30 protein-coding genes and 1 pseudogene are annotated in these 24,873 nt (G+C 70.8%); 13 read left to right on the forward strand and 18 right to left on the reverse strand.

What is annotated here, in order from left to right; all coding sequences use genetic code 11:
- The first annotated feature begins 36 nt into the window (after window positions 1-36).
- Together QNA09_RS16665 and QNA09_RS16670 are read left to right on the forward strand one after the other, a co-directional pair.
- Window positions 37-624, forward strand: a complete 588-nt coding sequence (locus QNA09_RS16665) for a flavin reductase family protein (RefSeq protein WP_010592034.1) — start codon at window positions 37-39, stop codon at window positions 622-624.
- Window positions 625-700: 76 nt separating this feature from the next.
- Window positions 701-1,540: a siderophore-interacting protein gene (locus QNA09_RS16670; protein ID WP_010592035.1), complete on the forward strand. Its 840-nt coding sequence runs from the start codon at window positions 701-703 to the stop codon at window positions 1,538-1,540.
- Window positions 1,541-1,593: 53 nt separating this feature from the next.
- On the opposite strand, the gene QNA09_RS16675 is transcribed toward QNA09_RS16670, so the two are convergent.
- The 3 genes from QNA09_RS16675 to QNA09_RS16685 all read right to left on the reverse strand — a co-directional run bounded on the left by QNA09_RS16675 (window position 1,594) and on the right by QNA09_RS16685 (window position 3,723).
- Window positions 1,594-2,034: a hypothetical protein gene (locus QNA09_RS16675; protein WP_026137595.1), complete on the reverse strand. Its 441-nt coding sequence runs from the start codon at window positions 2,032-2,034 to the stop codon at window positions 1,594-1,596.
- A 70-nt stretch (window positions 2,035-2,104) separates the two neighbouring features.
- Complete coding sequence (locus tag QNA09_RS16680; protein WP_119699924.1) at window positions 2,105-3,088, reverse strand: o-succinylbenzoate synthase; 984 nt, start codon at window positions 3,086-3,088, stop codon at window positions 2,105-2,107.
- Window positions 3,085-3,723 carry a PaaI family thioesterase gene (locus QNA09_RS16685; RefSeq protein ID WP_010592038.1) on the reverse strand — a complete coding sequence of 213 codons (639 nt, stop codon included), beginning with the start codon at window positions 3,721-3,723 and terminating at the stop codon, window positions 3,085-3,087. Before QNA09_RS16685 ends, QNA09_RS16680 begins: the two co-directional genes overlap by 4 nt.
- A gap of 151 nt (window positions 3,724-3,874) precedes the next feature.
- Between QNA09_RS16685 and QNA09_RS16690 the strand changes: the two genes are divergently transcribed.
- The 3 genes from QNA09_RS16690 (at window position 3,875) to QNA09_RS16700 (ending at window position 5,721) form a co-directional block, all read left to right on the forward strand.
- Entirely contained in the window at window positions 3,875-4,768 is an 894-nt protein-coding gene (locus QNA09_RS16690) for a 1,4-dihydroxy-2-naphthoyl-CoA synthase (RefSeq protein ID WP_003937599.1), read from the forward strand.
- 124 nt (window positions 4,769-4,892) lie between these two features.
- Window positions 4,893-5,339: a hypothetical protein gene (locus QNA09_RS16695; protein WP_048774141.1), complete on the forward strand. Its 447-nt coding sequence runs from the start codon at window positions 4,893-4,895 to the stop codon at window positions 5,337-5,339.
- A gap of 1 nt (window position 5,340) precedes the next feature.
- On the forward strand, window positions 5,341-5,721 hold the full coding sequence (locus QNA09_RS16700; protein ID WP_010592040.1) for a VOC family protein: 381 nt from the start codon (window positions 5,341-5,343) through the stop codon (window positions 5,719-5,721).
- 51 nt (window positions 5,722-5,772) lie between these two features.
- Here the strand turns inward: QNA09_RS16700 and QNA09_RS16705 are convergent, their stop codons facing one another.
- The 5 genes from QNA09_RS16705 to QNA09_RS16725 form a co-directional block, all read right to left on the reverse strand.
- Window positions 5,773-6,132, reverse strand: a complete 360-nt coding sequence (locus QNA09_RS16705) for a hypothetical protein (protein WP_102031347.1) — start codon at window positions 6,130-6,132, stop codon at window positions 5,773-5,775.
- A gap of 2 nt (window positions 6,133-6,134) precedes the next feature.
- Window positions 6,135-6,878 (reverse strand): ABC transporter ATP-binding protein, encoded by a 744-nt coding sequence (locus QNA09_RS16710; protein WP_119699925.1) that lies wholly within the window; start codon window positions 6,876-6,878, stop codon window positions 6,135-6,137.
- Window positions 6,875-7,612, reverse strand: a complete 738-nt coding sequence (locus QNA09_RS16715; RefSeq protein WP_003937594.1) for an ABC transporter ATP-binding protein — start codon at window positions 7,610-7,612, stop codon at window positions 6,875-6,877. The genes QNA09_RS16710 and QNA09_RS16715 overlap by 4 nt, the downstream gene beginning before the upstream one ends.
- Entirely contained in the window at window positions 7,605-9,890 is a 2,286-nt protein-coding gene (locus QNA09_RS16720; RefSeq protein WP_119699926.1) for an ABC transporter permease, read from the reverse strand. Before QNA09_RS16720 ends, QNA09_RS16715 begins: the two co-directional genes overlap by 8 nt.
- Before the next feature lie 85 nt (window positions 9,891-9,975).
- Window positions 9,976-11,394: an ABC transporter substrate-binding protein gene (locus tag QNA09_RS16725; protein WP_119699927.1), complete on the reverse strand. Its 1,419-nt coding sequence runs from the start codon at window positions 11,392-11,394 to the stop codon at window positions 9,976-9,978.
- 275 nt (window positions 11,395-11,669) lie between these two features.
- On the opposite strand from QNA09_RS16725, the gene QNA09_RS16730 reads away from it, so the two are divergent.
- The 6 genes from QNA09_RS16730 to QNA09_RS16755 all read left to right on the forward strand — a co-directional run bounded on the left by QNA09_RS16730 (window position 11,670) and on the right by QNA09_RS16755 (window position 15,939).
- Window positions 11,670-12,884 (forward strand): inorganic phosphate transporter, encoded by a 1,215-nt coding sequence (locus QNA09_RS16730; RefSeq protein WP_010592046.1) that lies wholly within the window; start codon window positions 11,670-11,672, stop codon window positions 12,882-12,884.
- Complete coding sequence (locus QNA09_RS16735) at window positions 12,881-13,144, forward strand: hypothetical protein (protein ID WP_017680030.1); 264 nt, start codon at window positions 12,881-12,883, stop codon at window positions 13,142-13,144. The genes QNA09_RS16730 and QNA09_RS16735 overlap by 4 nt, the downstream gene beginning before the upstream one ends.
- 37 nt (window positions 13,145-13,181) lie before the next feature.
- Window positions 13,182-13,520 carry a DUF3349 domain-containing protein gene (locus tag QNA09_RS16740; protein ID WP_119699928.1) on the forward strand — a complete coding sequence of 113 codons (339 nt, stop codon included), beginning with the start codon at window positions 13,182-13,184 and terminating at the stop codon, window positions 13,518-13,520.
- A gap of 12 nt (window positions 13,521-13,532) precedes the next feature.
- Window positions 13,533-13,832 carry a DUF3349 domain-containing protein gene (locus tag QNA09_RS16745; RefSeq protein WP_010592049.1) on the forward strand — a complete coding sequence of 100 codons (300 nt, stop codon included), beginning with the start codon at window positions 13,533-13,535 and terminating at the stop codon, window positions 13,830-13,832.
- Window positions 13,829-14,971, forward strand: coding sequence for an o-succinylbenzoate--CoA ligase (menE, locus tag QNA09_RS16750; protein WP_010592050.1), 1,143 nt, complete (start codon window positions 13,829-13,831; stop codon window positions 14,969-14,971). Before QNA09_RS16745 ends, menE begins: the two co-directional genes overlap by 4 nt.
- A 98-nt stretch (window positions 14,972-15,069) precedes the next feature.
- Entirely contained in the window at window positions 15,070-15,939 is an 870-nt protein-coding gene (locus QNA09_RS16755; RefSeq protein ID WP_010592051.1) for a 1,4-dihydroxy-2-naphthoate polyprenyltransferase, read from the forward strand.
- A 19-nt stretch (window positions 15,940-15,958) separates the two neighbouring features.
- Here QNA09_RS16755 and QNA09_RS16760 read toward each other — a convergent pair whose 3' ends face one another.
- The 6 genes from QNA09_RS16760 to QNA09_RS16785 all read right to left on the reverse strand — a co-directional run bounded on the left by QNA09_RS16760 (window position 15,959) and on the right by QNA09_RS16785 (window position 19,405).
- Complete coding sequence (locus QNA09_RS16760) at window positions 15,959-16,342, reverse strand: phage holin family protein (RefSeq protein ID WP_010592052.1); 384 nt, start codon at window positions 16,340-16,342, stop codon at window positions 15,959-15,961.
- 54 nt (window positions 16,343-16,396) lie between these two features.
- Window positions 16,397-16,951, reverse strand: coding sequence for a Clp protease N-terminal domain-containing protein (locus QNA09_RS16765; protein ID WP_010592053.1), 555 nt, complete (start codon window positions 16,949-16,951; stop codon window positions 16,397-16,399).
- Between the two features lie 6 nt (window positions 16,952-16,957).
- The gene (locus QNA09_RS16770; RefSeq protein WP_003937583.1) at window positions 16,958-17,173 is read right to left on the reverse strand and encodes a hypothetical protein; all 216 of its coding nucleotides are present in this window, start codon (window positions 17,171-17,173) and stop codon (window positions 16,958-16,960) included.
- Window positions 17,174-17,240: 67 nt separating this feature from the next.
- Window positions 17,241-17,978, reverse strand: a complete 738-nt coding sequence (locus QNA09_RS16775) for a 1-acyl-sn-glycerol-3-phosphate acyltransferase (protein ID WP_010592054.1) — start codon at window positions 17,976-17,978, stop codon at window positions 17,241-17,243.
- Window positions 17,979-18,043: 65 nt separating this feature from the next.
- Window positions 18,044-19,135 carry a PLP-dependent cysteine synthase family protein gene (locus QNA09_RS16780; RefSeq protein ID WP_017680034.1) on the reverse strand — a complete coding sequence of 364 codons (1,092 nt, stop codon included), beginning with the start codon at window positions 19,133-19,135 and terminating at the stop codon, window positions 18,044-18,046.
- A complete protein-coding gene (locus QNA09_RS16785; RefSeq protein ID WP_172603578.1) occupies window positions 19,136-19,405 on the reverse strand; it encodes a DUF4229 domain-containing protein in 270 nt (89 codons plus the stop codon). It abuts the gene before it with no gap.
- Between the two features lie 243 nt (window positions 19,406-19,648).
- Between QNA09_RS16785 and QNA09_RS16790 the strand changes: the two genes are divergently transcribed.
- Window positions 19,649-19,858 (forward strand): BldC family transcriptional regulator, encoded by a 210-nt coding sequence (locus tag QNA09_RS16790; protein ID WP_006935908.1) that lies wholly within the window; start codon window positions 19,649-19,651, stop codon window positions 19,856-19,858.
- 126 nt (window positions 19,859-19,984) lie between these two features.
- The gene (locus tag QNA09_RS16795) at window positions 19,985-20,185 is read left to right on the forward strand and encodes a hypothetical protein (protein WP_010592058.1); all 201 of its coding nucleotides are present in this window, start codon (window positions 19,985-19,987) and stop codon (window positions 20,183-20,185) included.
- Between the two features lie 127 nt (window positions 20,186-20,312).
- Here the strand turns inward: QNA09_RS16795 and QNA09_RS16800 are convergent.
- From QNA09_RS16800 to QNA09_RS16815, 4 genes and pseudogenes are all read right to left on the reverse strand, one after another.
- A pseudogene (locus QNA09_RS16800) lies at window positions 20,313-21,323 on the reverse strand (MinD/ParA family protein); the annotation flags it as partial.
- Window positions 21,324-21,358: 35 nt separating this feature from the next.
- The gene (gene ccsB / locus QNA09_RS16805) at window positions 21,359-22,342 is read right to left on the reverse strand and encodes a c-type cytochrome biogenesis protein CcsB (RefSeq protein ID WP_010592060.1); all 984 of its coding nucleotides are present in this window, start codon (window positions 22,340-22,342) and stop codon (window positions 21,359-21,361) included.
- Window positions 22,339-24,015 (reverse strand): cytochrome c biogenesis protein ResB, encoded by a 1,677-nt coding sequence (locus QNA09_RS16810; protein WP_040271941.1) that lies wholly within the window; start codon window positions 24,013-24,015, stop codon window positions 22,339-22,341. The genes ccsB and QNA09_RS16810 overlap by 4 nt, the downstream gene beginning before the upstream one ends.
- The gene (locus QNA09_RS16815; protein ID WP_017680037.1) at window positions 24,012-24,872 is read right to left on the reverse strand and encodes a cytochrome c biogenesis CcdA family protein; all 861 of its coding nucleotides are present in this window, start codon (window positions 24,870-24,872) and stop codon (window positions 24,012-24,014) included. The genes QNA09_RS16810 and QNA09_RS16815 overlap by 4 nt, the downstream gene beginning before the upstream one ends.
- Window position 24,873: the final 1 nt, after the last annotated feature.

The following is a 24,873-nucleotide window of genomic DNA, read 5'->3' on the forward strand; positions in this document are numbered from 1 at the left end:
GCGGCGCGGGACGCGGGTCACAGCGACAATGGGCCGATGCGCACCGTCTTCGATCCCGGCGAGCTGGGCACCGGCCGCTTCTACCGACTGATGACCGCCACGATCGTGCCGCGGCCGATCGCGTGGGTGTCGACGGTGTCCGCAGACGGTGTGCCCAACGTCGCGCCGTACAGCTTCTTCACCGTCGCCGCCGTGGACCCGCCGGTGGTGCAGTTCACCTCGGTGGGGCGCAAGGACAGCGTCCGCAACATCGAGGAGACCGGCGAGTTCGTGATCAACGTCGCGACCGTGCCGCTGATGGAACGGGTGAACGCGACGTCGGCGGGATTCGCGCACGACGTGGACGAGTTCGCGACCGTGGGCCTGCGGCCCGAGCGCAGCGAGCGGGTGCATCCACCCCGGGTCGCGGAATCGCCGGCGGCGATCGAGTGCACTCTGCACCGGGTGATCGAGGTCGGGGACTGCTTCGTGGTGATGGGCGACGTGGTGGCCGTGTCGGTCCGGGCCGACGTACTGGCCGAGGACGGGCTGCCGGACGTGGCGGCTCTGGCACCGGCGAGCCGGCTGGGGCGGAACGAGTGGGGTCTGACACCGCGGGTGCGCCACCTCGATCGACCCGAATGATAGGTTAGCCTCCGCTGATTTTATCGTCGACCGAGTGTCGCCGACGACGCCCGGCGTCTCGGGACGGAGGTTATGTATGGCTGCGCGCACCACGACCCGGACGCCGCCCGCCACCCGCGAGATCGTCACCGCCCACGTCCTCGCGGCCGAACCACTCGGGGCGAGCTTCGTGCGCGTGACCGTCGGCGGCGACGGACTCGCCCGGTTCGCGCCGATGGGGTTCGACCAGTGGTTCCGGATGTTCCTGCCCGGTCCCGGCCGGCACGCGCCGACCCTGCCGGGAGCCGCCGACCACAGCTGGTGGCCGCAGATGCAGGCGATGCCGGAACAGATACGTCCGATCCTGCGCAACTACACGGTGCGCGACTACCGGGAGGCGGGCTGCGGCCGCTACGGGCCCGGAGCGGAACTCGTCGTGGACGTCGCGACCCACGGCGACACCGGACCGGCGTCGGCGTGGGCGCGGACAGCGGAACCGGGTGCGGCGCTCGCGCTGCTCGACGAGGGCATCATGTTCCACCGCCCGGCCGGGGCGACTTGGCAGATCGTCGTGGGCGACGAGAGTGCGCTGCCGGCGATCGCCGGGATCCTCGCCTCGTCGGCCGAGCGGAACGACGCGACGGTCACGGAGGTGTTCGTCGAGGTTTCCCACCTCGAGGACGTCGCGGCGCAGAACCTGGTGACGGGACCGCGGACCCGTGTGCATCCGGTGACCCGGACGGATGTGCGGCCCGGAGCGCAGGTGCTCGACGCGGTGCGCGCCGCGGAGCTGCCGGACGGGCCGGGCTACGGATTCGTCGTGGGAGAGTCCGGGTTGGTGACGGCGATGCGCCGTCACCTCGTGCGGGAACGGGGCCTCGAGAAGTCGGCCGTGACGTTCAGCGGGTACTGGAAGTACGGGGCCGCCGCGTACTGAGGCGGCGCCCTTCCGGCCCTGTGTGCGGGGACCGGAAGGGCGCCGTCGACGTCTCAGCCGGCGTGCTTCTGCACCAGCGCGCCCACGCGGGGCAGGGCCTCGACGACGTGCTTCTGCGCCGACGGACGCAGCTTGTCGTAGACCTTCTTGATCGCCGTGCGCGACGAGGCCGCGATGCGCGCGTCCGTCACCCCGAGCAGCGAGTCCGCCACGGTCTCGCCGCGCGCGGTGAGGTAGTCGGCGAAGTCACCGTTGCCGGCGTAGTCCTGCCAGAACGGCTGGATCTTGGCGACGAACTCCGGCAGCAGGCCCTCGACGGCGCTGGGCACGATCGACGGGCCGAGCTTCGTCACCGCCGCGTAACCGGCCTTGAGCGCGAGACCCGACGCGCCCTTCTTGTCCGCCACCTCGGCGTCGATCAGCGCCTCGACGTCGGCGACGACCGCCGGGACCTTGTCGGCGCCGAGCAGGGCATCATCCAGAGCTGCAACCACTTCCACTGCCTCCGTAATGTGACTCGTGAGTACGAACGCCCGGAACGATATACGACGACCCGAGCCGCACCTAGTCGAGCGCGGCGCGGCACCGCCGCACCCGGTCGAACCACCAGCGCGTCCGTTCGGGGTCGGCTCGCACCGTGTCGAGGAGCGCCGGATCCGGCGTCACCTGTCCCACCGGGAGCTGCCCGTCGGCCATCGTCCGTGGCGCTGCCACGTCGGCGGTGAAGAACCCGCCCGTGCCCAGTCCGCACGCGTAGGGCAGCGCGGGCAGCGCGGCCGCGGCGGCCAGTCCGGCCCCCATTCCGACGGCCGAGTCGAGTGCGCTCGACACCACCACCGGCACGCCGTGCCCGGCCAGCTCGTCGGCCAGTGTCAGCAGCCGTCGCATCCCGCCGAGCGGGGCCACCTTGACCACCGCCACGTCGGCGCCGCCGGCCCGGACCACGTTCAGGGGGTCTTCGGCGCGCCGGATGCTCTCGTCCGCCGCGATCGGCACGTCGGGCATGCGGCGACGCACCTCGACCAGTTCGGGCACGGTCGCGCAGGGTTGCTCGGCGTACTCGAGCGGGCCGTCGGCGACGAGTTCCCCGAGCGCCACGACGGCCTCGTCCACACTCCACCCGCCGTTCGCGTCGACGCGGACGTTCGGCACCAGCTCGCGCACGGCCCGCACCCGTGCGACGTCCTGCGCGAGGTCCTGTCCACGTTCGGCGACCTTGACCTTCGCGGTGCGGGCTCCGGGGAACCGGGCCAGGATCTGCGGTACGTCGCCGGGGCCGACGGCCGGGACGGTGGCGTTGACGGGGACGGTGTCCCGGCGCGAAGCCGGAGGCCCGAGCCACGCGGATTCGAGGGCCGAACGCAGCCAGTGGGCGGCCTCCTCGTCGGCGTACTCGGGGAACGGCCCGAATTCTCCCCAGCCGGCGGGACCTCGCACGAGCACGAGCTCACGTGCGGTGATGCCGCGGAACCGCACCCGCATGGGCAGCGACACCACGACGGCGGCATCGAGGATCTCGTCGAGGGGCGGCAGAGCCGCGGCGGTCACGGCTGGCCGGGCCGCAACTGGACCATCAGGGCCTCGCAGTCGGCGAGCAGCGTGCCGTCGACGTCGCGCAGCTCGGCCGAGCAGAACAACTTGCGCCCGTCGACCCGGTCGACCCGGCCCTCGACGACGAGTTCGGTCTCGAGCGGAGTGATCTTGCGGTAGTTCACGTGCAGGTAGGCGGTGCGGGCGATGGGATGACCGGCCGCGTGGACGACCATCCCGAACAGGTCGTCGAACAGCAGTGGCAGGGTTCCGCCGTGCGCCGCGCTGTTGCCGCCGCGGTGATAGACCCGGAACGTGCCCCGCGAGCGAACCGACTCGGCATCGAACTTCTCGAGCATCCACGGCAGCATCAGCAGGCTGCCGCGGCCGGGCAGGTCGACGTTGAAGCCGGCCGGAGACCGGCCTTCGGGCACGACGTGCGGCTCGAGCAGGTCCCCGAGCGCCTCGGCCTGCTCGATGGCGCGGTCGACTACGTCGTCGGGGAGATGGGTGGAGACGGCGAGATCCTGCAGCCGCCGCAGGGCCTCGACGAGGCGGCCGAAGTTCGGTCCGGCCTTCACGGGCGTGTACACCGGGAACCCGCCGTGATGTTCGTACTCGGCGTCCACCGTGCTGTCCGTCTGCTCGCTCATGCCTGCACGGTAACGCGTTCCAGCACGACGGTGCTCCGGCAGGACGGTGTTCCGGTCAGGACGGTGTTCCGGCAGGACGGTGTTCCGGCAGGACGGTGTTCCGGCAGGACGTCGGTGCCGCGGTGGCGCATCGGAGTTCTATGGTCGACGGGTGACTTTCCATTCCGAGCTGTGGCGGCCCGTACCCGGGTTCGAGAACCTCACCGACATCACCTACCACCGGCACGTCACGCAGGGCACCGTCCGCGTCGCGTTCGACCGGCCCGAGGTGCGCAACGCGTTTCGTCCGCACACCGTCGACGAGTTGTACCGGGCGCTGGACCACGCCCGCATGACGTCCGACGTCGGCGCGGTGCTCCTGACCGGCAACGGCCCCAGCCCGAAGGACGGCGGCTGGGCCTTCTGCTCCGGCGGCGACCAGCGGATCCGTGGGCGCAGCGGCTACCAGTACGCGAACGGCGAGACCGCCGACACCGTGGACAGGGCCCGGGCGGGCCGGCTGCACATCCTCGAGGTGCAGCGGCTGATCCGGTTCATGCCGAAGGTCGTGATCGCCCTCGTCAACGGCTGGGCCGCCGGCGGTGGGCACAGTCTGCACGTCACGTGCGACCTGACGCTCGCGTCCCGGGAACACGCCCGGTTCAAGCAGACCGACGCCGACGTGGGCAGCTTCGACGGCGGCTACGGCAGCGCGTACCTCGCGAAGATGGTGGGGCAGAAGTTCGCCCGCGAGATCTTCTTCCTCGGCGAGACCTACACGGCGGAGGAGATGCACCACATGGGCGCGGTCAACCGCGTCGTCGACCACGCCGAGCTCGAGAACGTCGCGCTCGAATGGGCCGCGAAGATCAACGGCAAGTCCCCGCAGGCCCAGCGCATGCTCAAGTACGCGTTCAACCTGCAGGACGACGGGCTCGTCGGCCAGCAGCTGTTCGCGGGCGAGGCCACTCGGCTGGCGTACATGACCGACGAGGCGGTCGAGGGCCGCGACGCGTTCCTGCAGAAACGCGAACCCGACTGGTCGCCCTACCCCTGGCACTACTGAGCGGAAGTTGCCCGCGCGGAGCGGGAGGTTGTCGCCTCGTCGTCCGAGTGCAGTGCACGCCAACCTCCCGCTCGTCGCGAGAACGTCCCGATTGAAACGGTCCGAATCGGGCACACTCCTGACCATGACGGATCGCGAGCAACCACTCCCCGACCACATCCGCCCCGCCGGCGTCTCCGACGAGACGGTCGCGGCCGCCGGCAAACTCTCCGAGGCGCTCGAGACGGTCGAGCAGGCCCGCGGCAACCTGTACGCCTTCCACCAGCTGATGGGCCGCGCCGACCTGCTGCTCGGCGACGCCGTCGACAAGCTCGCCGAAGCCGGTCACCGCGAACTCGCCGACCGGGTCCGGACGGAGATGGTCGGACGCAACGTCATCGAGGGGCGGTGGACCTTCCAGATCGTGGAGGACTTCGACGACGGCTACTGGACGGAGTTCCGTGAGCTCGACCGGCAGGTGCGCGACGAGCTGGTCGCCGGCCGCCGGCATCTGTTCGAGGCCGAGATGAAGGAGGACCGCCGCACCCACGGGCGACGCGGGCACGAGGCCAGACCGGTCGAGGACGGGTGAGATGGAGATTCTCGCCGGCCGGACGATCCTGCGGCCGTCGGACTACGACGTCGCCCTGAGGTTCTACGGCGAAGTCCTGGGTCTGGCGATCTACCGCGAGTATCCCGGCGGAACGGTGTTCTTCGCCGGTCAGTCGCTCCTCGAGGTGGCCGCGCACGGCGGCAGCGCCCGGCCGCAGCACTTCGAGGGCGCACTGTGGCTGCAGGTGCGCGACGTCTACGACGCGGAGGCCGAGTTGGTGACGAAGGGCGTCCCCATCGTGCGGGAGGCCCGGCAGGAGCCGTGGGGACTGCACGAACTGTGGATCGCGGATCCGGACGGCATCCCGATCGTGCTCGTGCAGATCCCGGCCGATCACCCCCTGCGCCGCGACACCCGCTGAGCGGTGTGTCCTTTGGGCTGCCCTGGCAGCCCAAAGGACACACCGGCCGCGTCAGCGGCGGGTCTCGAGGGCGGCCGCGATCTGCTCGGTGTGGGCCTGCGACTCGTAGAGCTGACGCAGCAGCCACAGCCTCAGCACCCGGGCGATCGCGCCGGCGACGTACAGCGCGGCGCCGAGGATCGCGACGATGAGCAACGCCGTGGCGAGGATCTGGTACGACGCGATGTTGCGCAGGTCCGCCTGGGTGAGCGAGGCGAAGTAGACGACGAACGCGGCGACGGCACCGCCGATCATCAGCACGAGCCCGCCGATTCGTGCGGGTCCGTCCCCCTTCGCGGATCCGGTGTCGAGCTTCAGCTCCGCCGCGTCCTGCCGGAACTTGGCGCGCCGCTCCTCGGTGAGTGCGGTCATGGTCATCCTCCTAGATAACTGGTCGAAAGTTCGTTCTCGATGTCGGCCGGATCCCCGATCCGCACGACGCGGCCCTGCAGCATCAGTGCGGCCGACGTCGCGATGGGCAGCACCGCCCGCGCGAACTGCTCGGCGACGAGGATCGACAACCCGTCCTCGACTAGCCGGCCGACGATGTCGTACATCTCGGTGACGATCCGCGGGGCGAGCCCCATGGACAGTTCGTCGAGCAGCAGCACGGTGGGAGCGGTGCCCAGGGCGCGCGACAGGGCGAGCATCTGCTGCTCGCCGCCCGACATCGAACCCGCGAGCTGGCCGCGCCGCTTCCCGAGGATCGGGAAGCGCTCGTAGGCGACGGTCTCGAGGTCCTCGAGCGACACGCCGGTGCCGGTGGCGACCCACAGGTTCTCCCGGACGGTGAGGTTGGGGAAGATCCCCCGCCCCTCCGGGATGGTGCAGACGCCGAGCCGGGCGAGCGCGGCGGCGTCGACACCGTTGACGACGCGGCCGGCGACGCGCAGTTCGCCGTGCTCGACGGGCAGGACGCCCGAGCACACCCGAAGCGTCGTGGTCTTGCCGCCGCCGTTCGGCCCGAGCAGGGCGACCACCGAGCCCGGCTGCAGCGTGAGGTTCACCCCGTGCAGCACTTCGATGGGTCCGTAGCCGGCCCGCACGTCGACCAGCTCGAGCAACGGGGTCGGTTCGTCGCCGGAGATGTCGGCGAGATCGGTGACGGGGGCGTTCATGCCACCTCCTCGGTTCCGATGTATGCGGCGATCACCGCGGGGTCGTTGCGGATCTGCTCCGGGCTGCCCGAGGCGATGAGGGCGCCGTAGTCGAGGACGTGGATGCGCGAGCACACCCGCATCACGAGCGGCAGGTCGTGCTCGACCAGGCAGATCCCGAGGCCGTCGTCGGCGAGCCGGCACAGCAGGTCCGCGAAGTCGTCCGTCTCCTGCTCCGTCTGCCCGGACGCCGGTTCGTCGAGCAGCAGCACGCGCGGCCGGGTCATCAGCGCCCGTGCGACCTCGACGACGCGGGCGCGGCCGGTGGGAATGTCGGAGACATCCATGTCCGCGACGTCGGTGAGTCCGGTCAGTTCGAGCAGCCGGTCGGTCTCGGCGTCGATGTCGTGGCGGGCACGGGTCGCGGTGCGGTGCATGTCGCCGGCGACCCGCAGGTTGTCGCGCACCGACAGCGACAGGAACAGCTCGAGCCGCTGGAAGGTGCGGGCCAGTCCGCGCCGGGCGCGCTTGTAGGGCGCGGCGCGGGTGAGGTCGACGCCGTCGAGCAGCACCTGCCCGGCGGTCGGCTTCTGCAGTCCGGTGACGGTGTTGAACAGGGTGGTCTTGCCGGCACCGTTGGGGCCGATCAGCCCCGTGACGGTGCCCGCGGCGACGGTGATGCTCACGTCGTCGACGGCGGTGTGCCCGCCGAACCGGACCGTGATGCCCCGGGTCTCGAGCAGGGTGTCAGACATGCGCGCTCAGCTCCTTCGCGACGCTCGCGGACGGTTCGGGCGCCGCCGGGGTGGGCCGCGCCGCGGGCAGGCCCAGTTCCCGGTCCAGCCGGTAGCGCCCCTCGGCGGTGTACGGCTCGTCGAGACCGACTAGTTCGGGCGGGGTGGTGCGGCGCCGTTCCACTTCGTCGGCTCCGAGTACCGCACCGGGCATGAGCCACTCGCCGACGACCGGCAGCAGGAACACGATCGTGATGGTCAGGGCCGCGAACCACCAGTTGCCCAGGACGCCCGTCAGGGCCAGGACGTAGAGCAGCGCGATCACGGCGCCGCCGCCGTAGAGCACCGGCCGGGCGGAGAGCAGACGGCGGTAACCCTCGACCATCTGGTGCACACTGCCGGACGGGTTGTGACCCACCCCGATGCCGATCAGCGCGGGGCTGACGGCGGCGATGTTGCCGAGCAGCAGGTACAGGCCCTCGAGTTCGGGCTGCGTCTTGGCGAGGTTGTTGAACGAGACCATGATGACCGCGAAGCCCACGCCGGCCATGACACCGCCGAACAGCGCGCCGCTGACGTATCCGATGCCCGCGACGACCGTGAGCATGAGCAGGGTCAGGCTCACGATGATGTTGAAGTTCTCGCCCGCGACGGCGCCGGTGGCGCTCGACATCAGCACCCCGCCGAGCCCGGCGATGGCGGCCGAGAGCATGAACACGCTCAGCTTGAGGGTGATCAGGTTCTGCCCGAGCATGGCCGAGGCGGCGGGACTGTCCTTCATCGCCGCCAGGCGACGACCGTAGCCCCTGTTGCGCAGTGCGACGACACCGACACCGAGCAGCGCGAACAACACCGTCGCCATCATGAGGAACGTCGTCTCGTCCTGCAGGTCGAGCGGGCCGATCCGCAGCGGCGGGATCACCAGCGAACCACCCGAGAAGATCGAGAACTTCACGCCGAACAGTTCGTGCTCGGTGGTGTCACGCAGCACCATGTTGGAGACGAAGACGCCGAACGCCATGGTGGCGAGCGCGAGGTAGAGACCACGCAGGCGTAGCGCCGGGAGGGCGACGAGCCCGCCGACGAGCGCGGTGACGGCCACGGCGAGCAGCACACCCCACACGGTCAACCGCTGGTCGAGCCCGGTGCCGGTGATCCCGAAGTGGAACACGACGATCGTGGCGATCGCACCGAACGACAGCGGGGCGAGATTCATCTCCCCCGCGTACCCGGTGAGCAGGGTCAGCGACAGCGCGACGATCGCGAAGGTCATGCCGAGGGTGAAGGTGGTGATCGCGGATTCCACCATGAGCAGCCGGATGAGGTAGACGATCGCAACGAGCGCGACCGCCCACACCACGGCCTTGCGCACGCTCGGCACGTGGTAGCGCTCGCGGGTGCGCATCGCTGCGCCGCGCAGCCGGTCCTGGGGCAGCACGATCAGCACCACGAACAGCGCCACCATGGGCAGCGAGACCCGCAGGTTCGACGTCCACGCCCACGAGGAGGGCGCGTAACCGATCAGGTAGGCGCCGGCGAGGCCCAGGACGAGGGCGCCGACGAAGGTGCGCGGGATGGAGCTGAGCCGGCCGAACATGGCGGCCGCGAATGCGTCGATGACGAGCAGGGTGAGCATGTTCGCCTCGAGGCTGCCGCCGCTGATCGGGGTGATCAGCACGCCGGCGAGGACGGCGAGGGTGGAGCCGAGCGCCCACGAGAACGCGGCGATCCGCTCGGGGTTGTGCCCGTTGAGCCGCAGCAGGTCGGGATCGTCGACGACGCCGCGCATCGTGGCGCCGGTCCGGGTGCGCTGGAAGAGCATGCGCAACCCGACCGCGATCCCGACGGCCGCGAGCACGCACAGGATCTCGTGGACCCGGACGAACGCCCCGAGCACCCTGATCCCTGTGTCGTCGCCGAAGAACATGCCCAGCGAGCGGGGCTTCTCGGGATGCCAGAACCACTGGGACAGGAACAGCATCCCCAGCATGATCGAGACGGTCACGACGATCTTGGTGACCTCGGCGGTGTCCCGCAGGCCCCGCATGATCACCACGTACAGCGCCAGGCCCATGAGCGGCCCCGCGAGGAACAGCACCACCAGCAGGGCCAGCGGGACGGGCAGCCCCCAGCCGGCCGTGAGCTGCCAGTAGAGGAATGCGCCGAGCATCGCCTGGGCGCCGTGTGCGAAGTTGAAGATTCCGGAGGTGTTGTAGGTCAGAACGAGCCCGGAGGCCGCGATCGCGTACACGGACCCGAGCACGAGGCCCAGGATCGTGAACGTCACGAATGTGTTCATGGTGAAGCCCTGTCGGTAGAGAACCGGTCGTGTGGAGGCGGGGCGGCGCCGCGCGGGCACCGCCCCGCCGGTCGGAGCAGGCCGGTCAGTCCTGCGGCGCGAGCACGTTCGGGTTCATGAACTTGGTGGCGATCCGGTCCGGACCGAGTTCGGTGCCCCACGTCTCGGGTGCGGTCGCGACGAGGTAGGAGTCGTTGCATTCGAACTCGGCGGAGGACTGCGGGAACGCCTGCGTGTATGCGTCGCCCTTCAGCGAGACCATCAGTCCGCACTTGGCGGGCATGTTGGCGCCGGGATCGGTGACGGCGTGCAGGCCGCCGCCGTCCCACTCGTGGATCTGCGAGAGCTCGTTGATCATGCACTGCCGGGTCAGGTCCGACCCGCACTCCTTCGCCGCGGTGGCCCACAGCAGGAACGAAGAGGTGGCCTGCATGCCGAGCAGCGCGGTCTTGCCGCCCTGCTCCTCGACGAGGTCGACGTACTGCTGCACCGCCGGCACCTTGTCGGCGTTCTCGAGCATCTGGAAGCCCATGCCCGCATACAGGTTGTCGAGCAGGCCACCGGCGTTGGCCTCCTTGACGGTCTCGCCGTACCAGGTGGCCTCACCCATCAGGACGGGATCGATGCCGACCTGCCCGAGCGCCTTGAAGAAGTTCAGCTCGTTCGGCACGGGCGACCGGGAGGTCCACAGGCCTTCGACGCCGCACTCTTTGAACTTCTCGGCGAACGGGACGTAGCTGGCCTCGCCGTCGTAGTTGATGGTGACGCCGCAGTTCTTCAGCTCGAACCCGGCGGCCTCGGCGATCGAGCGCACCTTCGTCAGGGACGTGACGATCGTCGGCATCGTGCTGCCGACGAGGTCGAACTTGTCCTTCAGGTCCGGCCGCAGCTGTGCCAGCTGGAACCAGGCCGAGCCGTTGGCGTAGTCCACGGGGAACGGCACGCCCTGGTAGGTCATCGGGCCGTTGGCCGCTTCCGGTGACACGGTGAACCCGGGCACCGCCGCGAGGTTGCAGGCCACGCGGGTCTGCTCGGCGGTCTGGTCCATCGCGAAGCCGTGACCGACCAGCATGAACTCGGAGCGGCACGCGTCCTGCATGACCGAGTTGGCCTGGGTCATCGCGGCGTCGTAGTCGGTGCCGACGATGGTGCGCCCGTTGATGCCGCCCTGGGCGTTGCACCAGTCGATCATCGCGGAGACGGCGTCGGACATCTCCTTGTTCAGGCCCGGGCTCTTGGCGTAGCCGCGGTCGTCGCCGTAGCCGATCCTGATCTCGGTGTCGGTCACGCCCTGGTCGGTGGCACCCGTGGCGTCGCCTTCGCCGCACGGCGAGTCCAGGGTGCCGAACTTGTCCACCGCGAGGGTGTCGGCCGCGGCGGCTCCGGTGCCGCCGGTGCCGGCCCCGCCCGACGGGTCGGCGCCGCGTTCGCCGGCACAGGCCGAGAGCAACGCGACAGAGGCCGTGAGCGCCAGCACGGTCCTGGCGAGTGTGTGCTTGTTCAAGGTCGGGTGTCTCCTTCGTCACAGCAACCCCTGTCCGGCGTTCGGCTCGGGAGGGGTGGTGCGGCGAAAGCTAGCCAGGGCCGCAGAGGCCGCGACGTGGGATTCCCGGTCAGTGAGACCTGTCGTGAAGTCGGTCACACGTCCATCAGTGAGTGAAACTCCGCACAGCGGGGAACCGGCGCGGGCACGCTGCCACCGGCGGAGCCGTCGAGGTATCGGTGTTCACCGATCCGTCGCTGTACTTTTACCCACCGGCTACCTCACAATCGGCAGATGTGACCGCAGAGCTTGTCGTCCTCCTGGTGGTGGTAGTCACTGCCCTCGCATTCGACTTCACCAACGGCTTCCACGACACCGGGAACGCGATGGCGACATCGATCGCCACCGGCGCCCTGAAACCGAAGGTCGCGGTCGCCCTCTCCGCCTCGCTCAACCTGGTCGGCGCATTCCTGTCGGTCGAGGTCGCCGCGACGGTCGCCAAGGGGGTGGTCAACCTCGACAGCACCGGCGGCGAGGCCCTGTTGCTCATCGTGTTCGCCGGTCTCGTCGGTGGCATCCTCTGGAACCTCGCGACGTGGCTGTTCGGCCTGCCGTCGAGCTCGTCGCACGCGCTGTTCGGCGGCCTCATCGGCGCGGCCCTGGCGTCGCTCGGAATCGGCGGCGTGGTGTGGGACGGGGTGATCGGCAAGGTGATCATTCCGGCGCTGCTGGCGCCGGTGGTCGCGGCACTCGTCGCCACCGTGGGCACCTGGTCGGTGCACCGCATCACCCGCGCGGTGCCCGACGAGACGCGCGGTCACGGCTTCCGCATCGGCCAGATCGGCTCGGCCTCGCTGGTCTCGCTCGCGCACGGCACCAACGACGCGCAGAAGACGATGGGCGTGATCTTCCTGGCGCTCGTCGCGCACGGCAGCATCACCGCCGACGCAGAGATGCCGTTCTGGGTGAAGTTCTCCTGCGCCGTCGCGATCGCCCTGGGCACGTACCTCGGCGGCTGGCGCATCATCCGCACCCTCGGCAAGGGGCTGGTGGAGATCGCACCCCCGCAGGGCATGGCGGCCGAGTCGTCGTCGGCCGCGATCATCCTCACCTCGAGCCACTTCGGCCTGCCCCTGTCGACCACCCACGTGGCGACCGGGTCGATCCTGGGGTCCGGACTCGGCACCCGGTCGGCGAACGTGCGCTGGGGCGTCGCCGGCCGCATGGCCGTCGCCTGGCTGATCACCCTGCCGTCGGCGGCCCTCGTCGGCGCCCTGTGCTGGGGGCTGGCCCACCTGATCGGCGGCCTGCCGGGTGTGGTGGTGGTGTTCGCGGTGCTGTGCGCGCTGTCGCTGCTGATGTACGTGCGCTCGCGCCGGCAGCCGATCGACGCCTCAAACGTCACCGCGGAGTGGGACGGCAAGCTCGCTCCCGCGCAGACCCCGGCCCCGGCCCCGGCGCCCGAGGACGTGCCGGCCGCACCGACCACTCCCACGGAGGGACGCCCGTGACCCTGTTGACGAACACCCTGAGCTCGCTGTGGCAGGTCGTCCTCGTCGGCCTCTTCTTCGGGGCGGGCCTGCCGGCGGTCTTCGCGCTCGGCATGCGCTCGCTCGTGGCGGGTCGCGCAGGTGAGCAGGCCCGGCCGAACCCGCTCGGCATCGCCGGTGCCGTCGTCTGCTTCGCCGTCGTGCTGATCGCGATCGTCGCGGGGATACTGTTGCTGGCCTCGGATTTCCTGTCGAGCACCTTCGGCCTCGACCTCTTCTGAGCCACCGCCCCGCCGTCCGTCCCACGAAAGAACGACATTGTCCAAGTACTCGCTCCGTTCGGTCCTCGACTGGCTGCGTACCGGCTACCCGGAAGGCATCCCGGCCAAGGATCACTTCGCGCTGCTCGCCGTGCTGCGCCGGCGTCTGACGGACGAGGAGATCGCCGAAGTGTGCGAGATGTCGATCGCCACGGCCCACGAGCATCCCGAGCGCCACGTCGACTACGACACGCTCAAGCAGATCATCGCCGGCGTGCTCCACGAGGAACCGTCGGAGGAGGACCTCGAACGAGTCGCCGGGCACCTCGCCGCGGGGGGCTGGCCGGTGGTCGCCGAGGACGGGACCGTGGTGACCGGCGACGACGGGACGGACTGAGGAGGTGCCCCCGTGACGCTTCCGCCGTTCCTCACCTCCATCATCGAATGGCTGCGTGCCGGTTATCCGGAGGGCGTGCCGGAACAGGACTACGTGCCGCTGTTCGCGCTGCTCAGCCGGCGGCTGTCGGAGGACGAGGTCGACCAGGTCGCGCACGCCCTCGTCGACGACGGGGACCTGCCCATCTCGAAGACGGACATCGCCGTGCTGATCACGAAGATCACCAACGAGATGCCGCTCGAACAGGACATCGATCGGGTGCGCCGGCACCTCGAGACCGGAGGATGGCCCCTCACCGGCCCCGCCACATGAACCTCGAGGTGCTGCCAGTCCCCTCCGGCGACGCCGTGCAGGCGGTCCTGCCCGCACTCCGGCGCATGCTCGACGGCGACGGACCGGCCCTGCTCCCGGTGCCGGCCGCCGACGACCGGGAGATCCGGCGACTGACCGGGGCCCTGCGCCCGGGCGAACCCGTCGACGACGGCATCGGTCTCGTCGTCGCCACCTCGGGCACCACGGGCACCCCGAAGGGCGCCCAGTTGACCGCCGCAGCGCTGCGGGCCAGCGGGGACGCCACGCACGAGCGTCTCGGCGGGCCCGGCTCGTGGCTGCTGGCGCTGCCCGCCCACCACATCGCCGGCATGCAGGTGCTGCTGCGGGGCCTGCTGGCGGGAACCAGGCCCGTGGTGATCGACGTCGCCGGCGGCTTCGATCCGGTCCGGTTGCCCGCGGCGATCGCCGCGATGCCCGCAGGACGGCGCTACACGTCGCTGGTGCCCACCCAGCTGATCAAGGCCCTCGATCACCCGGCCGCCGTCGCGGCTCTCGCCGAGCTGGATGCGATCCTGCTGGGCGGTGCCGCCACGCCCGCTCCGGCCCTGCGCCGGGCGCGGGACGCCGGGATCACCGTGGTCCGCACCTACGGGATGAGCGAGACGTGCGGCGGGTGCGTGTACGACGGCGTCCCGCTGGCCGGGACCACGGTCCGGGTCGACGCGCAGTCCCGGGTGTGGCTCGGCGGGGTCACCCTTGCCCGCGGCTACCGTGGTCTGCCCGATCATCCGGCGTTCGCGGAGCCCGGCTGGTTCCGCACGGACGACGCGGGCGAACTCGCCGACGGGATCCTGCGCATCCTGGGGCGCCTGGACGAGGCCGTCTCCACGGGCGGCCTCACCGTCGTGCCGCAGGTCGTCGAGGCCGTCCTGCTCGAGCACCCCGCGGTCCGCGAGTGCGCCGTGATCGGCCTGCCCGATCCGCGGCTCGGCCAGCGGGTGGCGGTCGTCGTCGTCCCGGAGGCCGGCGCCTCCCCCACCCTCGACGAACTGCGAGCCTGGACGAGCGCCTCGCTGGACGTCACCGCGGCCCCGCGGGCGCTGTACGTCGTCCCCGCCCTGCCGTTGCGCGGCCCCGGCAAGGTGGACCGGCGGGCGCTGGTCGCCCGGTTCTCGTAGGTCGACCCGTCACGGCCGAGCGGGCGGATCGGTCATCTCCCTCGGTCGTCTCCTCGGCCCGGCGGGATGCCCTATTCGCTCGATGGCAGGATCGACGCATGGCAACCGCTGGTCAATGGCTCGAAGGCGCCCGTCCGCGCACACTTCCCAACGCGATCGCCCCGGTCGTCGCCGGTACCGGCGCCGCAGCCGCGCTCGACGGCGCGGTGTGGTGGAAGGCGCTGCTGGCGTTGGTGGTCGCGCTCGCGCTGATCGTCGGGGTCAACTTCGCCAACGACTACTCCGACGGCATCCGCGGGACCGACGACGACCGCGTCGGTCCGCTGCGGCTGGTGGGTTCGGGCGCGGCGGCGCCGGCCGCGGTCAAGCGGGCCGCGTTCGCGTGCTTCGGAGTGGGCGCGATCGCCGGGATCGCGCTGGCGCTCACGAGCGCCTGGTGGCTGCTCCTGGTCGGTGCGGTGTGCATCGCCGGCGCCTGGTACTACACCGGCGGCCGCAGTCCCTACGGCTACAGCGGGTTCGGCGAGGTCGCGGTGTTCGTGTTCTTCGGGCTGGTCGCCGTGTCGGGCACGCAGTTCGTGCAGGCCGGCCGGATCGACTGGGTCGGGCTGGCGTGCGCGGTGGCAGTGGGTTCGTTCTCGAGCGCGGTGCTGGTGGCCAACAACCTGCGCGACATCCCCACCGACACCGTCTCGGGCAAGCGCACGCTCGCGGTGCGGTTGGGCGACCCGCGGACCCGGACGCTGCACCTGATCCTGCTGGCCGTGCCGTTCGTGGCGTCGCTGGCCCTGGTGGCGCGCACGCCGTGGGCGCTGGCGGGCCTGCTCGCGCTGCCGTTCGCGGTGCGTGCCCACGCACCGGTGCGATCCGGTGGTCTCGGTATGCACCTGATCCCGGCGCTGCGGGACTCGGGCGTGGCGATGCTGGCCTGGGCCGTCGCGACCGCGGCGGCGCTGTTCGTCGCCTGAGCGGTCGCGCCCGCAAACCTCACTTCCGGTCGGGCACCAGCAGGCCGAGCGCCCAGTTGACGATCGAGATGATCAGGGCGCCCCAGAACGCGGTCCAGAATCCCTCGACGGTCAGACCGTAGTCGGTGAACTCGCTCAGCCATGCGGTGAGCAGGAGCATCAGCGCGTTCACGACGAGGGTGAACAGACCCAGCGTCAGGATGAGCAGCGGTAGCGACAGCAACTGCACGAGCGGCTTGACGAATGCGTTGACGACGGTGAAGACGAGCGCGATCACCAGCAGGGCGATGATCTCGTCGGTGGCGCCGGTGCCGGATCCCGTGAAGTCGATGCCGGAGACCCACTGGGCCGCCAGCCAGATGGCGACGGCGTTGAGGACCAGCCGGACCAGGAAGTTGATCATGCCGACACTGTTCCACATCCGGCCCCCGGGGACGCCGTCGCGAATCCCGGACGGTCAGGCCGCCCGGCCCCGGTAGTCACGCAGACGGTCGCGCAGGACCCTGCGGGGGACGTGTGACTCGACCAGTGTGCGGGCACGATCGTCGTCGGAGCGCAGGATTCCGAGCAGCAGGTGCTCGCAGCCGATGACGCGGTCCCGCCGCGCGAGAGCTTCCCGCAGGGCGAGTTGCAGGGACTTCTTCGCGGCAGGATGGAACGGCAGATGCCGCGCGAACGGTCCCCGCCGGCCGCCGCCTGGTCCCCGATCGAGGACGCCCTCGCCGAAGCTCTCCTCGAGCCTCGCCCGGACGGAATCGAGGTCGATGCCGATGGCGCCGAGCGCGGCGGCGTCCTCGTCGCCGAGCATCCCGGCGTCCCGGACCAGTTCGCTGCGCACGGTCCCGGCGGTGAGACCCAGGTCGGCGAGCAGGTCACGGAGCGTCGTGTCCGCGGTGCCGAGGACGCCGAGCAGCAGGTGGGCCGGCTCGATCCGTCGGGCGTCCAGCTCCCGGGCCTCTTCCTGCGCGGTGACGACGGCGGCTCGCGCGCCGGCGGTGAATCGTTCGAACACGGCGGATCACCCACGCTTCCGGTTGTACTTCTGGTGGACGGCCTGCCTGCTCACCTCGAGCGCATCGGCGATCGCCTGCCACGACCAGCCCTGCCGGCGGGCGTTGTCGACCTGGATCGCCTCGAGCCGCTCGAGCAACCGTCGCAGGGCGCGCACCGCCCGCAGCCCCTCCGCGGGATCGGGGCTTCCGGCGGCGGCGGCGAGCGTGGTGGCCTCGGTCATGCCGTCAATTTACGTTGACAACCGGCGAACGTCAAGACAAGTTGACAGGACGGGTCCGGCCACCCGATCAGTACCGCGCGACGGCAGCGTCCACGGCACGCTGTAGTTCGTCCTGCACCAGGCGCGTGACGTCACGGACCCTGCCGTCGAGGTCGGTGACCGGGCCGGTGAGGAACACACTCGCCGGACGCGACGGGTCCTTGTCCGGCCCGTATCCGATCCCGACGCACACCAGGGCGGGCTGCGCCCCCAGGTCGCGCGCCCGGCGGACGATGTGGCCGATGCCGGTCCCGAGCGGCTGCAACCGCGTGGGGTCGCCCTCGTTGCAGGTGCCCTCCGGGAAGATCGCGACACTGTCGCCGCGATGCAGCCGGGCGGCGGAGACGTCCATCATCCGGCGTCCGGCGTCGGAGACCGCCCGCAGGCCGTGGTTCTTGGCCCGGAAGACCGGGATCCCACCCATCATGTCGACCTTGCGGCGTCGTGACTCGTCGGCGAACAGCTCGTCCTTCGCCAGCACCCGCGTCCTGCCGATCACCGGGCGCAGCGGCGAGCGCCACGCCGTCGCGGCGAGGACGTACTGATCGCTGTGGGTGAGATGGTTGGCGACGATCAGCAGGGGCGTCCCGCCCCGCACGAGTTCGCGGAGACGATCGCGGACGTCCCCTGCGCAGCACACCCGGGGGCGATACCGAGCGGCGAGCAGGGCGTAGGCCGCCCGGGCGACGGGCCGGCTCTGCCGGTGCCCGAGGTAGAAGTCGTACACGGCTTCGTAGTTGTCCAGGGACACGGCGGGGCGCTCCATGTCCTCACGATACCGAACCTACGCACCCGTAGGCTACGGACTCGTAGGGTCCGGGGCGGCGAGGCTCAGGCCGCCCATCTGCCGGTGGCCGCGAACTTCTCGAGCGTCGCGGTCGGGCCGGCGAGGTCCAGACCCTCCCCGGCCACCCACTCGTCGTCGAAATAGGTACCCGCGTAGCGTTCCCCGCCGTCGCACAGGAGGGTGACGACGCTGCCGTGCCGGCCGTCGGCGATCATCGCCGCGATCAGGCCGAACGCACCCCAGAGATTGGTCCCGGTCGAGCCCCCGACGCGGCGGCCCAGCGCTTCGCTCGCGTGACGCATCGCGGCGATCGAGGCGGCGTCCGGCACCCGGATCATCCGATCCACCACCTGCCCGACGAACGACGGCTCCACGCGGGGCCGTCCGATGCCCTCGATCCGCGACGGCATGCCCGTCGTGTAGTCCGCCGATCCCGTCTCGTACCCGCCGTAGAACGCGGAGTTCTCGGGATCGACGACGGCCAGCCGGGTACGGTGCCGGCGGTACCGGATGTACCGGCCGACGGTGGCGCTGGTGCCGCCGGTGCCGGCGCCGACGACGATCCACTCCGGGATCGGATGTTCCTCGAGCTGCAGCTGGGTGAAGATCGATTCGGCGATGTTGTTGTTGCCGCGCCAGTCGGTGGCTCGTTCCGCGTGCGTGAACTGGTCCATGTAGTGACCGCCCAGCTCGGCGGCGAGCCGGCGCGCCTCGGCATAGATCTCCGGCGGCCGGTCGACGAAGTGGCACTGCCCACCCTGCGCCTCGATGAGCGCAACCTTGGCCGGACTGGTGCTCCGCGGCATGACCGCGACGAAGTCGAGGCCGAGCAGCTTCGCGAAGTACGCCTCGCTGACGGCGGTCGAGCCGGACGACGCCTCGATGATCGGGGTGTCCGCACGCACCCAGCCGTTGCAGATGGCGTAGAGGAACAGCGATCGCGCGAGCCGGTGCTTCAAGCTGCCGGTGATGTGCGTGGACTCGTCCTTGAGGTACAGCTGCACGCCCCACTCGGGAGGCAGCGGATAGCGCAGGAGATGCGTGTCGGCGCTGCGCTGGGAGTCGGCCTCGATCAGCTGGACGGCACGATCCACCCACTCCCGCGACGCACTGCGGTCGACGACGCCTTCGCTCACCTAACGATCCTCGCCACGCAGCCGGGACTGGAGGTCGGCCCGGTCGGCGCGTCGGCGCGCGTCGACGGATGCGATGCCCGCGTTCACCCGGCGGCGCAGCGGCGCGAACACGACGAGCGAGAGCGGCAGCGCGATCAGCACCGCGAAGAGCGCGGCGACCAGCAACGGGATCTCCACCCCGAACAGGCGGGGAAGGTAGAGGATCACCACGGCGAGCACGAGGACGAGGCCCAGCCGGGCCAGCGAGTAGAGGGCGACGTCCCGGGCCAGGGTGCCTCTGTCGGTGCCGGCGTTGCCGGGCCGGCCGGGATTTCCGGGCTGGTCAGGACGGTTCTGCGATGCTTCACTCACCCGTCCAGGGTAACCGCCGCGCGCCGCGGCCCATCTGGTCGACCGTCCGTTTTGTCTATTACTTCCGCTTTACCAACCGTAGACCGTTCGAGCAACCAGGGTATTCGGTGTCAACATGGCCACGACGATCCGAACGAGACGAAACACCCGGAAGGACCATCGATGAGCGCACCCGCATTCAACGGCGCGAAGGAATCACTGCTGACCCCCGGCCAGGTCGCGGCGCTGTTCCACGTGGACCCGAAGACGGTCACCCGCTGGGCCCACGCCGGCCGGCTCGGCTCGCTGCGAACCCCGGGCGGGCACCGCCGCTTCCGGGAGTCCGAGGTGCTGGCGCTGCTGCGCTCCCTCACCACCGAAGCCACCCGCTGACCCGGGCCTACGCCGCATCGGGGACCCGGGGCGCACCGGCACCCTCGTCACAACGAATAGACTGAAGGAGCAGGCCCGGCCGGCCGCGGAAACGCCGGCGGACTGCTCGCGGCGAGGAGGTGCGTGGTGCTCTACCTGTTGGCCATAGTCGGTGCCCTCACGATTGCGGTGCTGCTGTGGAAGGCGTTCGGTCCCGGACTTCGCTCCCAGCCCACCCGCGTGATCGGCCCCGACGACGACCCGGACTTCCTCTGGAAGGTCGACCGGGAGTTCCGTCGCAGGTCCACCGACGGCACCCCCGGCCCCGATCAGGACCCCGGAGACTGACCTCGGGCCGCGGCGCCCGCTCCGTCGCTGCGCTCGCGCCGGAGTGATCCCTCGCTGCGCTCGCAGGGGTCATCCCCCGTCGCTGCGCTCGCCCAGGGTCATCCCCCGTCGCTGCGCTCGCCCAGGGTCATCCCCCGTCGCTGCGCTCGCCGAGGCCGCCTCGGCGCGGAAAGTCGGCGGCGACCCCCGCCGCCAGTTCCAGCAGCGCCCGCCGGGTGCGTGGCTGCAGTCGGGCCAGGTCGACCTCCGCGCCCTCCTCGAGGTGCGGATCGAACGGCAGCACGTGGACGGCGCGGCAGCGCCGCGCGAAGTGCTCGACCAACCGGTCCACGTCCACCTTGCCGGACCGGGGCCGCACGGCGTTGACCACAGCCACGGAACGGGCCACGAGGGCCCGGTAGCCGTGGGCGTCGAGCCAGTCCAGCGTCGCCGAGGCGCTGCGCGCACCGTCCACCGAGCCGGAACTGACCACCACCAGTGTGTCCGCGTTCTCGAGGATCGCCCGCATCGCCGAGTGCATCAGTCCGGTGCCGCAGTCGGTGAGCACGATCGTGTGGAAACGTTCGAGGATTGCCAGCGTCCGCTCGTAGTCCCGCGCGCTGAACGCCTCCGAGACGGCCGGATCGCTGTCCGAGGCCAGCACCTCGAGCCGATGCCGATTCTGTGCCGTATGGGCCCGGACATCGCCGTAGCGGCGGATGCTCGCCTCGTCGCGCAGCAGCGTGCGCACCGTCCCCGAGGTCCGGTCGGCGACCTTCTGGCTGAGCGTTCCCCGGTCGGGGTTGGCATCCACCGCGATCACCCGGTCGCCTCTCAGGGACGCGAACGTGGATCCGAGCGTGACCGTGGTAGTGGTCTTTCCCACCCCGCCCTTCAAGCTCAGCAGTGCGATCCGGTAGCAGCCCCGGAGCGGTCCGCGCACCTGCTCTGTCAACTCACGCCGCTGCCGGTCCCGCCGGCCGTCGCCCGGATCGATGCGCCCGCCGGTGCCGCGGTACACGGCCCGACGCCACCCCCGCGCGGGCGCCGACTGTACCCGGTTCACGAGCAGCGACGCGTCCAGATCCCGCGCCGACGGCTGTGCTGTCCCCGCCCGCTCGCCCTCCTGCGGCACCACGCTGTCGTCCCCCGTCCCCGGTCCCCCACGGCCCGGCCGACGCGGACGATAACAGATCAGTTCAGGCCGGCGTACGAATGCAGACCGGAGACCACCATGTTGATGATGAAGAGGTTGAACAGCATGGCGACGAACCCGGCGACGTTGATCCACGCCGCACGGGTGTTGCGCCAGCCCGACGTCGCGCGGGCGTGCAGGTACGCCGCGTACATCACCCAGGTGATGAAGGAGACGGTCTCCTTGGGATCCCAGCCCCAGAACCGGCCCCACGCGGCCTCGGCCCAGATCGCGCCCAGGATGATGCCGGCACCGAACAGCGGGAACCCGATGATGGTGGTGCGGTAGGCGAGACGGTCCAGGGTCTGCGCGTCGGGCAGGCGTTCGGCGATCCGGCCGAACACGCCGCGGCCCTCCTCGCCCTTCGGGAACCGGATGCGCAGCAGGAACAGCAGGCTGGCGACGCCGGAGACCAGGAAGATGCCGCTGCCGACGCTGATGATGGTCACGTGGATGGGCAGCCAGAACGACTGCAGGGCGGGCACGACGGGGGCGGCGTCGGCGTACAGCACGGTCGCCGCGAGGAACATCAGGATCAGCACCGGCACGAGCAGGTAGACCCACATGATCCGGTAGGCCGGCTTGCGCAGCACCACCAGCCCGAACAGCACCGCCGCGGCGCACGCCATGGCCACGAACTCGTACATGTTGCCGAGTGGGAAGCGCTCGGTGGACAGCCCGCGCAGCACGATCGACGTCACCTGCAGGGCAGCCACCACGACGACGAGCGCGCGCCCCATGTTGCCGAGACGCTCGGACAGCGTCCGGCCCCCCACCTCCTCGACCCGGCCCGGCCCGGCCGGCACCGGCGGCGGCTCGGCCGCCGCGCCCACGGCGACGAGTTTGCGCTCGCGCTCGGCGACGAGGTCGGCCCGGTGCGACGCGTACTCGGCGATCAGCAGCACCAGCGCGAGCACCAGTACCGCGAACGCCGATTCGAACGCCCAGTCGCTGTACTGCGCGAGGGTCTCGTTGAGGGTCATGCCTTCTTCTCCTGTGCTGCCTTCGCACGTGCGGTCGTGTCGTCGCCGAGCAGTCGGCCGGTCAGACGCTCGAACTCGTCACCCCATCCGGCCTGGTCGGTCCGGGCGAGACCACCGAGTTCTACTACGGTACGTCGTTCCCCGTCGGCCACTGTACCGGCCGGGTAGACCCGCACCCAGACGCGGCGACGTTTGATCAGCAGCGACACCAGCAGCCCCGCCATCATCGTGACGGCCGACACCAGCACCCACGTCTGCGCCGGGTCGTGGGAGACCTGCAGGTTCACGAAGTCGGTCGCGCCGTCGAACCGGATCTGCGTCCCGTCGGCGAGTGTCACGCTCTCTCCCGCATACAGGTTCACGCGGTCCTGCTTGACGAGCCGGCCCTGGTTGATCAGCTCGCCGTTGAGGGAGAACAGCGACTGCGGAGTGCCGGTGTCCAGGCCCGTGTCGCCCTTGTAGATGTCGATCGCGACGGCGGGATCGGTCAGCGCCGGGTAGCCGGAGGACAACAGGTTGCCGTGGAACACCGCGGTGGGCGCGAACAGCCCCTCGATCGCGATCTGGTTGCGCCGCCGCTCGTCGGCATCCGGGTACATTCCGCCCGGCGGGTCGAACCGCATCGCACCACTGCTGAGGAAGGTGGTCGCGTCGTCCGGTCGCCACTGCAGCGTCTCGGTGCGGGTCTCGCCGTCGGGCCATGTCACCGTGAAGGACGGCGCGAAACCGTGGCCCTGCAGGTAGACGCGGTCGCTGCCGACCCGCAGCGGGTGGTTGACCTTCAGCTGGGCCTCGCGCCAGGTGTTCGTCGCCAGGTCGGCGCCCGCCTGATAGTCGATGTTCGAGGTGAACATCTCCGCCTGGCCGTTGTCGAGATAGTCCGCGGAGAAGTCCTTCACGCGGATGCACATCGGAGTCAGGCCCGTGCCGTCGAGGGTGTTGCCCGCGCGGAAGGAGTCGAACGCCGCCGGCGAGCTGGTGCAGAACTCCTCACCGTCGGCGACCAGGATGCGCTGGCCCTCGTAGCCGAACAGCTTGCCCACCGCGACCGCGGCGAGCAGCCCCACCAGCGCGAGGTGGAACAGCAGGTTGCCGGCTTCGCGCAGGTATCCCTTCTCCGCGGAGAGGGTGAGTTCCCCGTCGCGCGCGCCCCGGCGGGCGGCCGTCTCGCCACGCTCGGCGACGCGCCAGCCCCGCAGCTGGCCCCGCACCCGGGCGAGCACCTCGTCCGGGGCGCCGTCGACCGTGGTCTCGAGATGGTGCGGCAGTCGCGACAGGTTGCGCGGCGCCGGCACGGGCCGGGTGCGCAGCGCCCGGTAGTACTCGGTGCAGCGCGGCAGGATGCAGCCGATCAGGGAGACGAACAGCAGCACGTAGATCGCGGTGAACCAGAAGCTGCCGAACACGTCGAACAGCTCCAGCCGGTCCATCAGCGGACCGAGGGTCGGGCGCGCGGCGATGTACTCGTCGACCTTGCCGGCGTTGAGGCTGCGCTGCGGCAGCAGGGCGCCGGGGATCGCGGCCAGCGCGAGCAGGAACAGCAGCACCAGCGCGGTGCGCATCGACGTCAGGCCGCGCCAGGTGTTGCGGACGAACGCCGCGGCGCGACCGGCCGGGCCCTGCCGCGGCGGGGTCGGTGACGGTGGGGCGGTGGGTGTGTCGGTGGCCGTCATATGGGGAGCGTGACCTCGGAAATGAAGGCGTCCCGGATCCAGGAGACGAACACGTCCCAGGCGCCGGTGACGAGGGCGATTCCGACGGCCACGAGCATGAAGCCGCCGACGAGCTGGACGGTGCGGGCGTGGGCGCGCAACCAGCCCACCCCGCGCAGGGCCCGGGCGGAGCCCAGCGCGAGTACGACGAAAGGCAACCCGAGACCGAGGCAGTACGCCACGATGAGCGCGACGCCCCGGGCGGCGGTGGCGCCCTCGGTGCCGGCGGCCAGGGAGATCACCCCGGCAAGGGTGGGACCGAGGCACGGCGTCCAGCCGAGGGCGAAGACGCCGCCGAGCAGCGGCGCGCCGGCCAGGCCGGAGATCCGCCGGGGTTCGGGGCGGGTGTCGCGCTGCAGCGCCGGGATCAGGCCGACGAAAACCAGGCCCATCACGATGGTGACCACCCCGCCGATCCGCATCAGCAGCTCGCGGTTGACGGCGAGCGCGGAGATCGCCCCGAACACCGACGCGGTGGCGAGGACGAACACCACCGTGAATCCGGCGACGAACAGCGCGGCTGCTCCGGCGACGCGCAGCCGTCCGTCGGCGCGGACGGTGGTGGTGCGTCCACGCGCCTCGGCGGCGGTGACCGCCGGCGCCTCGGCGCCCACGACCCCGGCCAGATAGGACAGGTAGCCGGGCACCAGCGGCACCACGCAGGGCGACGCGAAGGACACGAGCCCGGCCAGCAGGCACGCTCCGAGGGCCAGCAGCAGCGGGCCGGACGAGGCGACCGACTGGAAGGTGTCCCCGATGCCCGCGGCGAGGACGGCTTCGCTCACGAGCGAATTGCTGCTCACGACTGCACCACCCATG

This window comes from Rhodococcus sp. AH-ZY2 (assembly GCF_030916465.1).
GTDB lineage: Bacteria > Actinomycetota > Actinomycetes > Mycobacteriales > Mycobacteriaceae > Rhodococcus > Rhodococcus ruber.

Coding starts and splice junctions, on each gene's coding strand:
- QNA09_RS16670 (WP_010592035.1), top strand. CDS start 701: ATGGCTGCGCGCACCACGACCCGGACGCCGCCCGCCACCCGCGAGATC.
- QNA09_RS16775 (WP_010592054.1), bottom strand. CDS start 17,978: ATGGAGCGCCCCGCCGTGTCCCTGGACAACTACGAAGCCGTGTACGAC.
- QNA09_RS16700 (WP_010592040.1), top strand. CDS start 5,341: ATGGAGATTCTCGCCGGCCGGACGATCCTGCGGCCGTCGGACTACGAC.
- QNA09_RS16695 (WP_048774141.1), top strand. CDS start 4,893: ATGACGGATCGCGAGCAACCACTCCCCGACCACATCCGCCCCGCCGGC.
- QNA09_RS16790 (WP_006935908.1), top strand. CDS start 19,649: ATGAGCGCACCCGCATTCAACGGCGCGAAGGAATCACTGCTGACCCCC.
- QNA09_RS16665 (WP_010592034.1), top strand. CDS start 37: ATGCGCACCGTCTTCGATCCCGGCGAGCTGGGCACCGGCCGCTTCTAC.
- QNA09_RS16720 (WP_119699926.1), bottom strand. CDS start 9,890: ATGAACACATTCGTGACGTTCACGATCCTGGGCCTCGTGCTCGGGTCC.
- QNA09_RS16685 (WP_010592038.1), bottom strand. CDS start 3,723: ATGAGCGAGCAGACGGACAGCACGGTGGACGCCGAGTACGAACATCAC.
- QNA09_RS16715 (WP_003937594.1), bottom strand. CDS start 7,612: ATGTCTGACACCCTGCTCGAGACCCGGGGCATCACGGTCCGGTTCGGC.
- ccsB (WP_010592060.1), bottom strand. CDS start 22,342: ATGACCCTCAACGAGACCCTCGCGCAGTACAGCGACTGGGCGTTCGAA.
- QNA09_RS16755 (WP_010592051.1), top strand. CDS start 15,070: ATGGCAACCGCTGGTCAATGGCTCGAAGGCGCCCGTCCGCGCACACTT.
- menE (WP_010592050.1), top strand. CDS start 13,829: ATGAACCTCGAGGTGCTGCCAGTCCCCTCCGGCGACGCCGTGCAGGCG.
- QNA09_RS16705 (WP_102031347.1), bottom strand. CDS start 6,132: ATGACCGCACTCACCGAGGAGCGGCGCGCCAAGTTCCGGCAGGACGCG.
- QNA09_RS16710 (WP_119699925.1), bottom strand. CDS start 6,878: ATGAACGCCCCCGTCACCGATCTCGCCGACATCTCCGGCGACGAACCG.
- QNA09_RS16815 (WP_017680037.1), bottom strand. CDS start 24,872: ATGGGTGGTGCAGTCGTGAGCAGCAATTCGCTCGTGAGCGAAGCCGTC.
- QNA09_RS16810 (WP_040271941.1), bottom strand. CDS start 24,015: ATGACGGCCACCGACACACCCACCGCCCCACCGTCACCGACCCCGCCG.
- QNA09_RS16760 (WP_010592052.1), bottom strand. CDS start 16,342: ATGATCAACTTCCTGGTCCGGCTGGTCCTCAACGCCGTCGCCATCTGG.
- QNA09_RS16770 (WP_003937583.1), bottom strand. CDS start 17,173: ATGACCGAGGCCACCACGCTCGCCGCCGCCGCCGGAAGCCCCGATCCC.